The sequence below is a fragment of the Achromobacter veterisilvae genome, assembly GCF_900496975.1.
Classification (GTDB): Bacteria; Pseudomonadota; Gammaproteobacteria; order Burkholderiales; family Burkholderiaceae_B; genus Achromobacter; species Achromobacter veterisilvae.
The window spans coordinates 1-9,639 of record NZ_UFQC01000078.1 but is presented as its reverse complement, the minus strand read 5'-3'; the positions used below and the strand labels follow the sequence as shown (position 1 = coordinate 9,639).

Here is a 9,639-nt window from a genome sequence, read left to right as displayed (position 1 = left end):
CGCCACGGCGCGCCGGCACGCGCGCGGGCGCCGCGCCCTGTTGTGGCTGCTGTTCATCGTGGCGTTGGGCGGCGCGGGCGTCTACGCCTGGCTGGCCTCGGGCCTGGGCGTCCAGAACGCCCTGATTACCCGGTCGGAAGTCGTCCAGCCCAATCCGCCCGTGGTCCATCCCCTGCCGCAAGCGGCCCCGCAGGCCGCTCCCGCGTCCCGGCCGCCGCCCGAGCCGGCGGGCCAGGCTCCCGCGGGCGCCGCATCCCCGGAAAACCCGGCGCCTTCCGCGCCGCCCGCCGACGCGCCAGCCGCGATGCCGGCGCCGCGGGAGTCCGCGTTCCCGGAAACGCCCGCGGCCACGGCCGAGGACGCCGCCAAGCCCAAGCCCGTGCCTGTACTGGTGCGGCTGGACATCCGCCCCTGGGGAGAAGTGTGGATCAATGGCGTGGCCCGGGGAATCAGCCCGCCGGTCAAGGAGCTCAGGCTGATTCCCGGCAAGTACCAGGTGGTGCTGCGCAATGCCGGCCTGCCGCCGTACCGCGCGACGCTCGAGGTAAAGGCCGGCCGGCCGGGCGTGATTTCGCACACCTTCCAGTAGGCGGCCGCGCCTCGCTATGCCGCCGGCAAGCCGTGGGGGCGATGCTTTTCGGCGGAAGCTTCCGGCGCCATCGGCAGGCGCAGCGTGAAGACCGAGCCGGCCCCCGGTTCGCTGCTTACCTCCACGGATCCGCCATGGCGCTCGGCCACGGTGCGCACGAATGCCAGCCCCAGGCCCGCGCCGCCCGCGTCGCCGCGGGTTTCGATTCCCACGCGTGAAAACGGCTCGAACAGGCGGCCCAGGTCCTTGGCCGCGATGCCGTGGCCCTGGTCGCGTATGCCGACCCGCCAGAAACCGGATGCCTCGTCGATGCCGCACTCGATGCGCGTCTGCGGGGGGCTGTACTTGATCGCGTTGTCTATCAGGTTGCACAACGCGCGCATGAGCAGGGTCTGGTCGCCGCGGATGTAGGCGGCGGGCAGCGGCAGCCGCAGGTCCAGCGCGATGCCGCGTTTCTGCGCCGAGGCCCAGAACTCGTCCACGGCGTCCTGCAGCAGGCTGCCCAGGTCCAGCTCCACCGCGCTGATGGTCATGGATTCGGCGCGCGTCAGATGCACGAAATCATCGACCAGGTGCAGCGTGCGCCGGGCCAGCGCGGCGATGCGGTCGAGCGTTTCGTTCGGTCCTTCGCGGGATCCGCCTTCCTGCTTCATTTCCACCAGCGCCAGGATGGAGCTTTGCGGCGCGCGCATGTCGTGCGAGATGAAGCGCAGCGTCTCTTCGCGCTGGCGTTCCGCCTGGCGGATGCGCGAGATATCGGTCAGCGTGGCGACGGTGCCCGCGAAGTTCCCTTCGGCGGTATGGATGGGGGAGCATTTCAGGATGAGGTCGCGTCCCGCATGGTCGCGCAGCTCCAGGTCCGCGCTCCATGGAGACGACCCCGCGGCCGGACCCTGGCCGCTGAGCGCTTCGGCGACGCGTTGCCGCGTGGCGGGATCGGAGATGGTCTTTTCAAGCAGGTGGATGGCGGGGCGGCCGACGCGGGGCGGGCGCATGCCCAGGCGCTGGAAGTACATGACGGCGGCCTGGTTGCGGAATCGCATGCGGCCGTCCTGATCGAAGACGAGCGTGGCGTCGGGCATGCCGTCCAGGCCGTCGGCCAGGAAGCGCCGCAGGTTGCGCACGCGCGCAAGTGCCCGGCGCAATTCCCCGACCCGGCTTTCGAGCGACGCGCTGGGCCCGGCGGCCTGGGCGCGGGCCTCGTTCAGCACCGGCGGATATTCGCGCTGCAGGCGGCGCAGTTCGTTGTCCATGTACCGCAGCGCCGCCTCCTGGCTGCGCCAGCTCCATAGCGGGTAGCACAGCGCCACGCCCAGCAGCGCCGCGGTCGGGGCGAACCAGAAATGGCCGGAGGCCAGCAGCAACAGTGCGGCCAGCAGGATGCCGGCCAGCAGCGCGACGCATACCAGCAGGGCGCGTTTCGGCGACAAACGCCACAAGGCAAGGCAGGCCAGCAGCACGGGCAGCGCCGAGAACAGCCCGTTCCACCAGGCGGGCGGCCGCTGGAAGGCGACGTCGTCGCGCGCGGCCTGCAGCAGGTTCGCGATGATCTCCACGCCAGACATGCCGCTCACGTCGTGGGAAACCGGCGTCGGGTAAGCGTCGCCCAGGCCCGTGGCCCACGCGCCGACCAGCACGTACTTGCCGCGCAGCGCCTCGGGCGGCACGTCGCCGCGCAACACCGAAAGATACGAAACGGTGCGCACGTGCGCGGTGGGGCCGGAGTAAGGGATCAGCATGCCGCCGTCCGGCGCGGCGCGTTTCAGGAATTCTTGCGCCTGTTCCGCCTCGCCGCCGACTTCCAGCATCGACAAGGCCAGGTGGTTCCAGCGTTCTCCCGCCACGTCCGCGGTCAACGTGGCCGCCCGGACGGCGCCGTCGGAGTCGACGCGCGCGTTGATGAAGCCTTTCGCGGCCGCGGCTTGCGCCAGGCCGGGGATGGGGGCGCTGATGCTGGATGGACGGTTGAGCCGGTCCAGCACGATGGGCAGGACGGTGCGTCCGTTGCGCCGGATGCTGTCGGCGAGAATGCGATCGTCGTGGGGGTTGGCTGTGTCCGCCTCTCCGAAAATCAGGTCGAGCCCGACGGCGCGGGCCTCCCGCAACCGCTCCAGCAGCGCCGCGTGGACCGCGCGCCGCCAGGGCCAGCGTCCCAGGGCGTCGATGCTGGCGTCATCGATCGCCACGATCAGGATGTCCGGGTCGGCGCTGCGTCCCGTTATCGATACGGTGCGGTCGTAGAGGATCTGGTCGAACCGGCCAAGGCCGTTGAGCGAGCCCAGCAGGCCGGCCAGCACCGCCAGCGCCAATGTCAGCCACAGCCCTGAGCGCGAGGTCCGGTCCGGGGGATCGGCGGCGGCCATGCGGGGCTCCTTTCAGCGGCCAGCCGGCCCTAGTACTCGGTGAGCGTGACGAAGCCGCCCGTGCCGCTCTCGACCCCGAGACCGAAGGAAGTCATGAGCTGGTTGACGCCTTCGAAGGTGGCGATCGCGTCCTGGCCGCCCAGACCCAGGTCGTCCACGGCGCGCACGGACACGTAATAGGTGCCGGGGCCGGGCGCCGAGAACCGGATGTCGTTGCTGGGAAAGCTCGCGGACGATACCGGCAGCGTGCCGTCGGCATCGCGCGAGACGCGCACCAGGTAGCTCTGCGCGCCGGCCACCGGGGAAACGTCGGCGGTCCAGGCGCCGCCGCCCGCGCGCACGGGTTCGCCCAACCGCGGAGCGGCAAGCAGCGCGCGCATGCCGGAGACGACGCCGTCCGCGCCGACGGCCGCGCCATAGCCCTTGGCCACGGCGACCGGCTTGGCGGGCCGCTCGCCCGGCGCATGGGGTTGCAGGCGCACGCTGCCCTCCAGCACTTCGCTGCGCGCGCCCTGGGCGCCGCTTTGCACCCGGAAGCGCGTGCCGCGCACGCCGGTCACCGCGACGGGCGTGCGGACTTCGAACCGGCCCACGCCTTCCCCGGCGGGAGCCACCGAAGATTCGACGCTGCCGCGCTGTACCTGGACGACCGAGTCCGTCAGCGCGGTGCCTTCGAACTGGCGCAAGCGCATCAATTCGACGGCTCCGCCGGCCGGCAGCGTCAGCTTGGAGCCGTCGGCCAGTTCCAGCGTGACGAAGCCGTTGGATTCCGTGGCGACGGTGCTGCCTTCGGCCACCGTGTCGCCGGCCCGCAAGGACTTGCCGTCGATGCTCGCCTGGCCGCTGACGTGCAGCACGCGCGCGCTGGCGGCGCGCTCGGGGATCATGGAAAGCGGGATGCGGAGTTCCTGTCCGATCGGCAGCAGCTCCGGCGTGACGACCTGGTTCAAGGTTTGCAGGTGGCTCCAGTTGGCCTGGTTGCGCGTATACCGGGTGGCGAGGTCGATCAAGGTGTCGCCCTGGCGGACGCGGTAGATGAAATCGTCTCCGAGCGCGCCGGCCGGCTGGCTGCGCGCGGGCGCCACGAGCATCAGGCAGGACATCAGGGCAAGCAGGGAAAGCGCGCGGCAGCGGCTCATGACAATCGAATCTCCGGGAATGCGCGGGACCGCGCTTACTGCTGACTGGGTTGAACGTCTTCGGCCGGGGCGGTCAGTTCGAGCCGGTAGCCCAGGGCATAAGAGGAAGAGAGACGCACGCCATGCTCGGGACGCAACTGGAGTTTTTGCCGGATGTTCGACAAATGGGTGTCCAGCGTGCGGGAGGTGGCGGGAATCTCCCGATTCCAGACGCATTCGGCCAGCACGTCGCGCGACATGAGGCGGCCGATATTGCGGAAAAACAGCAAGGCCAGGTCGAATTCCTTCGGCGCCAGGGCGATCGGCGTGGAATTCAGCGAGATCGCGCGGCCGGCGGGTTCGATGCGGTAGCGCGCGACGTCGAAGGCGTCGTTGGCGGGCTCGGCGATCTGGCTGCGGCGCAGCAACGCCGCCACGCGGGCCAGCAGCTCCTGGGGGCGCCAGGGCTTGACGATGTAATCGTCGGCGCCCGCGCGCAGGCCTTCCACAAGGTCTTCCTCGCTGGAGCGGTTGGTCAGGAAAATGACCGGGATGCGTGGACCGATATTGATGCGCAGCCAGCGCACGACGTCGTCGCCGTCGATATCGGGCAGGTGCCAGTCCAGCAGCACCAGGTCGAAATGCTCGACGCGCAGCGCGGCCAGGAGATCCCGGCTCTGCTGATAACTGGTGCAGGAGTATCCCGCGGAGGTCAAAACTTGCTGGATGCGGCGTGCTTGGTCCAGGTCATCTTCCAGCGACGCGATTTTCATCAGACGTGTTCTCGCGAAGGTTTGCTACGCAAGCGCGCGCTATTGGCGCCCTACTGCAAGAGGGTGAGGGAATTCTAGTAAACGAATGATAACTCGGGCAGTGTCCCCGCTGGCTACGTTATGGCAAGAACTGTCAAACATTGCAAAGTTGACGAATCTTGACTGGAGTTGTTGCGTAACAACGCGCCACACTGTCTCAATCGTCCCATTGCCGAAGGTACAGGAGGAAGCGGGTCGAATTGCTGGGAACCACTATGAATCAATTGCGCATACTAATGATGTCACCGGACGAGACGGCTCGCGGCGCTGCCGTGTCCGCTTTGCTGCAGGCCGGCATTTCCGCGCGCGGCTGCTCGACTTCTCTTGAATTGTTCGGGCTGCTGAACGGCGGCGCCTATGACGGGGTGGTCCTCGACGTGGGGACCCTGGGGGAAATCGGCTACGCGCTCGTGGCGCGGCTGCATGGTTCTTCATCCCTGGGTATCGTGGTGACGGGACGCAACATGTCCGTGGACAGCCGTCTGCGCTGCCTGCAGAGCGGCGCGGACGCCTGCCTGCCCGATCCGCAGGATCCGCGCGAACTGGCGTGTATCCTGCTGTCCCTGGCGCGCCGCCTGCCGTCGGGGCAACAGGACGCCGCCCCGGCCGAGACGGCCGCGAACGGCCAATGGGAACTGCGCGACCAGGGCTGGACGCTGGCCGCGCCTTCGGGAACGACCCTCTCGCTGTCGGCCAATGAGCGCCTGATCGTGCGTTCGCTGCTGGAAGTGGCGGGCAGGGCGGTCGGACGGTCCGAGCTGGGCGAAGAGCTGCAGGTCGAGGGCGGCAGCGCGCGGGCCAGCGGCTCCCGCAGCATCGACGTGATCGTCAGCCGGCTGCGCCGCAAGGCCGAACTGGCCGGCCTGATATTGCCGATCCGCACGGTCTACGGCAGCGGCTACCTGTTCGCCGACCAATAGAAAGACGGGGCGCGGGCGAGTACACTGGGCCCACGCCGCCGCTATTCGCGGCCCGGACGCGAATCCAGCCTGGCCTCGCGCTTTTGCCCCGATTTCCGCCCCGATCCGGATCCTGGATGTCCGGTTTATACGACCCCAATTTTCATGACTGGCGCCTAACAGGCCGTCTTCTGCCGGCAACGCGCCGCCTGGGCGGGGTTTACAAATTTCTTTGACAGTGCGCCCAAATCTCAGTTATGCTAAAGGGCTAACTGCTTTATTTCGCGCGCAAAATTTGGCCGCAGTAGGGTCTGGATGTTTTGGGCCAGGAAACGAGGTGCGTCACGAGCCTTTCGTTTCATGGCCACGAGTGGGGCTTTGCCCCGCGGCTTCTACCCCTACGGCACCCGGTTTTGTGCGTTTTGTCACAGTTTGTTGGCAAATCCGCTCTTTTACGTATACGAACGTTTGAGGCGGTTTTGCGCGAACTGCCTGCTCCGAAGCTCACAGCCTGAGGAGACTAGTACGCAAGTACTTACCAGTGGTACGTAAAAGGGATTTCAAAGGTCATGCCTACCATTAGCCAACTCGTGCGCAAGCCGCGCGAAGTCAGCATCATCAAAAGCAAGAGCCCCGCGCTCGAAAACTGCCCGCAACGCCGCGGCGTGTGCACTCGCGTGTACACCACCACCCCCAAGAAGCCGAACTCCGCTCTGCGTAAGGTTGCCAAAGTGCGTCTGACCAACGGTTACGAAGTCATTTCGTACATCGGCGGTGAAGGCCACAACCTGCAAGAGCACTCGGTGGTTCTGGTGCGCGGCGGTCGTGTGAAGGACTTGCCCGGTGTGCGTTACCACATCGTGCGCGGTTCCCTCGACCTGCAAGGCGTCAAGGACCGCAAGCAAGCCCGCTCGAAGTACGGCGCCAAGCGCCCGAAGAAGGCCTGATAACGAGTCCGCAGTACCCCGAAGTGGCGGAAATCCGTCATCAGGGAAGTGCAACCGCGCCGACCGGAATGCAGGTAGGTGCGCGGCACGTAAGGGGTCGTCCCATTGGGCGGCCATGGCCGTGTAATGAAACACGGTTCAACTGAACAGACACAAGGAAGCAACAATGCCCCGTCGTCGCGAAGTACCCAAGCGCGAGATTCTGCCCGATCCCAAGTTCGGCAGCGTCGAACTCGCCAAGTTCATGAACGTCGTCATGCTGGACGGCAAGAAGGCCGTCGCCGAGCGCATCGTCTATGGTGCCCTCGAGCAAGTGCAAACCAAGACCGGCAAGGAGCCGATCGAAGTTTTCAGCCTGGCGATCAACAACATCAAGCCGATCGTCGAAGTGAAGAGCCGCCGCGTTGGCGGTGCCAACTACCAAGTGCCGGTTGAAGTGCGCCCCGTGCGCCGCCTGGCCCTGGCTATGCGTTGGCTCCGTGAAGCCGCCAAGAAGCGTGGCGAGAAGTCGATGGATCTGCGTCTTGCTGGCGAACTGATCGACGCCTCCGAAGGTCGTGGCGCCGCGATGAAGAAGCGCGAAGACACGCACAAGATGGCAGAGGCCAACAAGGCCTTCAGCCATTTCCGCTGGTAATTTAAGGACTAACCCACCATGGCCCGCAAAACCCCGATCGAGCGCTATCGCAACATTGGCATCTCTGCGCACATCGATGCAGGGAAAACCACCACGACCGAACGTATCCTGTTCTACACCGGCGTCAACCACAAGATTGGCGAAGTGCATGATGGCGCAGCCACCATGGACTGGATGGAGCAAGAGCAAGAGCGTGGCATCACCATTACGTCGGCTGCTACGACGGCGTTTTGGCGTGGCATGGCTAAGAACTACCCCGAACACCGCATCAACATCATCGACACCCCGGGACACGTGGACTTCACCATCGAGGTGGAACGTTCCATGCGCGTCCTGGACGGTGCCTGCATGGTCTACTGCGCGGTGGGCGGTGTTCAGCCCCAGTCCGAAACCGTGTGGCGCCAAGCCAACAAGTACGGTGTGCCGCGTCTGGCCTTCGTCAACAAGATGGACCGCACCGGCGCCAACTTCTTCAAGGTCTACGACCAGTTGAAGACGCGCCTGCGCGCCAATCCCGTGCCCGTGGTGATCCCCATCGGCGCCGAAGACACCTTCAAGGGCGTCATCGACCTCGTCAAGATGAAAGCGATCATCTGGGACGAAGCCAGCCAGGGCATCAAGTTCGACTACGAAGACATTCCGGCCGAACTGCTGGGCACCGCTGAAGAATGGCGCGAAAAGCTGGTCGAGGCCGCTGCCGAGTCGTCCGAGGAACTGATGAACAAGTACCTCGAGACCGGCGCGCTGGACGAAGCCGAGATCAACCTGGCCATCCGCCAGCGCACGATCGCCGGCGAAATCCAGCCGATGCTGTGCGGCACCGCCTTCAAGAACAAGGGCGTGCAGCGCATGCTCGACGCCGTCATCGACTACCTGCCCTCGCCCGTGGATATTCCGCCGGTCGAAGGCACCGATGACGCCGGCAACGAAGTCAAGCGCGAAGCCGACGACAGCGAGAAGTTCTCGGCCCTGGCTTTCAAGCTGATGACGGACCCGTTCGTCGGCCAGTTGACCTTCGTCCGCGTGTACTCGGGCGTCCTGAAGTCGGGCGACACCGTGTACAACCCGATCAAGGGCAAGAAGGAACGTATCGGCCGCATCCTGCAGATGCACGCGAACAACCGCGAGGAAATCAAGGAAGTTCTGGCTGGCGACATCGCCGCCGTCGTGGGCCTGAAGGACGTGACCACCGGCGAAACGCTGTGCGATGTCGATTCGCACGTGACGCTGGAGCGCATGGAGTTCCCCGAGCCCGTGATTTCGCAGGCCGTCGAACCCAAGTCCAAGGCCGACCAGGAAAAGATGGGCCTGGCGCTGTCGCGCCTGGCGCAGGAAGATCCGTCGTTCCGCGTGCGCAGCGACGAAGAATCCGGCCAGACCATCATTTCCGGCATGGGCGAGCTGCACCTGGAAATTCTGGTCGACCGCATGAAGCGCGAATTCGGCGTGGAAGCCAACGTCGGCAAGCCCCAGGTGGCCTACCGCGAAACCATCCGCAAGACGTGCGAAGAAGTCGAAGGCAAGTTCGTCAAGCAGTCGGGCGGTCGCGGCCAGTACGGTCACGTGGTCCTGAAGGTCGAACCGCTGCCTCCGGGCGGTGGCTACGAGTTCGTGGACGCCATCAAGGGCGGCGTGGTGCCGCGCGAGTTCATCCCCGCGGTGGACAAGGGCATCACCGAAACGCTGCCGTCGGGCATCCTGGCCGGCTACCCGGTCGTGGACGTCAAGGTGACGCTGTTCTTCGGTTCGTACCACGACGTGGACTCGAACGAAAACGCGTTCAAGATGGCTGGCTCGATGGCGTTCAAGGAAGGCATGCGCAAGGCTAGCCCCGTGCTGCTGGAACCGATGATGGCCGTTGAAGTCGAAACGCCTGAAGACTACGCCGGTACGGTGATGGGCGATCTGTCCTCGCGTCGCGGTATGGTCCAGGGCATGGACGACATGGTTGGCGGCGGCAAGACCATCAAGGCCGAAGTTCCGCTGGCCGAGATGTTCGGCTACGCCACGAACCTGCGTTCGCTGACGCAAGGCCGCGCCACGTACACGATGGAATTCAAGCATTACTCCGAGGCCCCCAAGAACGTCGCTGACGAAGTCATCGCCGCTCGGGCCAAGTAAATAACCCTTGCCGGGCCCGTCCTTCGGGCGGTCCCGGCAGATATCAAAGTTTCCTTGAAAGTCAAAGGATAGAGATCATGGCAAAAGGCAAGTTTGAACGTACCAAGCCGCACGTGAACGTGGGTACGATTGGTCACGTTGACCACGGCAAAA

Annotated in this window: 7 protein-coding genes and 2 pseudogenes; 6 read left to right on the top strand and 3 right to left on the bottom strand. The window is 65.7% G+C overall.

What is annotated here, in order from left to right; all coding sequences use genetic code 11:
* A pseudogene (locus AVE30378_RS32110) lies at positions 1–589 on the top strand (serine/threonine-protein kinase); the annotation flags it as partial.
* 14 nt (positions 590–603) lie between these two features.
* Here the strand turns inward: AVE30378_RS32110 and AVE30378_RS32105 are convergent.
* Genes AVE30378_RS32105 through AVE30378_RS32095 form a run of 3 tightly spaced genes read right to left on the bottom strand, consistent with a single transcriptional unit; the run spans position 604 to position 4,843 of the window.
* The gene (locus tag AVE30378_RS32105; protein WP_129247198.1) at positions 604–2,952 is read right to left on the bottom strand and encodes a CHASE2 domain-containing protein; all 2,349 of its coding nucleotides are present in this window, start codon (positions 2,950–2,952) and stop codon (positions 604–606) included.
* Between the two features lie 29 nt (positions 2,953–2,981).
* Positions 2,982–4,091: a FecR domain-containing protein gene (locus AVE30378_RS32100; protein WP_129247196.1), complete on the bottom strand. Its 1,110-nt coding sequence runs from the start codon at positions 4,089–4,091 to the stop codon at positions 2,982–2,984.
* A 35-nt stretch (positions 4,092–4,126) separates the two neighbouring features.
* On the bottom strand, positions 4,127–4,843 hold the full coding sequence (locus AVE30378_RS32095) for a response regulator transcription factor (RefSeq protein WP_129247194.1): 717 nt from the start codon (positions 4,841–4,843) through the stop codon (positions 4,127–4,129).
* 311 nt (positions 4,844–5,154) lie between these two features.
* Here AVE30378_RS32095 and AVE30378_RS32090 point away from each other — a divergent pair, with 311 nt between their 5' ends.
* The 5 genes and pseudogenes from AVE30378_RS32090 to AVE30378_RS32070 all read left to right on the top strand — a co-directional run.
* Entirely contained in the window at positions 5,155–5,802 is a 648-nt protein-coding gene (locus AVE30378_RS32090; protein WP_422393636.1) for a response regulator transcription factor, read from the top strand.
* Positions 5,803–6,350: 548 nt separating this feature from the next.
* Complete coding sequence (rpsL, locus tag AVE30378_RS32085; RefSeq protein WP_005017264.1) at positions 6,351–6,728, top strand: 30S ribosomal protein S12; 378 nt, start codon at positions 6,351–6,353, stop codon at positions 6,726–6,728.
* 166 nt (positions 6,729–6,894) lie between these two features.
* Positions 6,895–7,365: a 30S ribosomal protein S7 gene (gene rpsG / locus AVE30378_RS32080; protein ID WP_006216561.1), complete on the top strand. Its 471-nt coding sequence runs from the start codon at positions 6,895–6,897 to the stop codon at positions 7,363–7,365.
* Positions 7,366–7,383: 18 nt separating this feature from the next.
* The gene (fusA, locus tag AVE30378_RS32075; RefSeq protein ID WP_129247190.1) at positions 7,384–9,486 is read left to right on the top strand and encodes an elongation factor G; all 2,103 of its coding nucleotides are present in this window, start codon (positions 7,384–7,386) and stop codon (positions 9,484–9,486) included.
* A 77-nt stretch (positions 9,487–9,563) separates the two neighbouring features.
* Positions 9,564–9,639, top strand: a pseudogene (locus AVE30378_RS32070) (GTP-binding protein); the annotation flags it as partial.

What these genes read in the sequence shown, in the direction of transcription:
- AVE30378_RS32105 (WP_129247198.1), bottom strand. Translation starts at nt 2,952, where the DNA reads ATGGCCGCCGCCGATCCCCCGGACCGGACCTCGCGCTCAGGGCTGTGG.
- AVE30378_RS32100 (WP_129247196.1), bottom strand. Translation starts at nt 4,091, where the DNA reads ATGAGCCGCTGCCGCGCGCTTTCCCTGCTTGCCCTGATGTCCTGCCTG.
- AVE30378_RS32095 (WP_129247194.1), bottom strand. Translation starts at nt 4,843, where the DNA reads ATGAAAATCGCGTCGCTGGAAGATGACCTGGACCAAGCACGCCGCATC.
- rpsL (WP_005017264.1), top strand. Translation starts at nt 6,351, where the DNA reads ATGCCTACCATTAGCCAACTCGTGCGCAAGCCGCGCGAAGTCAGCATC.
- rpsG (WP_006216561.1), top strand. Translation starts at nt 6,895, where the DNA reads ATGCCCCGTCGTCGCGAAGTACCCAAGCGCGAGATTCTGCCCGATCCC.
- fusA (WP_129247190.1), top strand. Translation starts at nt 7,384, where the DNA reads ATGGCCCGCAAAACCCCGATCGAGCGCTATCGCAACATTGGCATCTCT.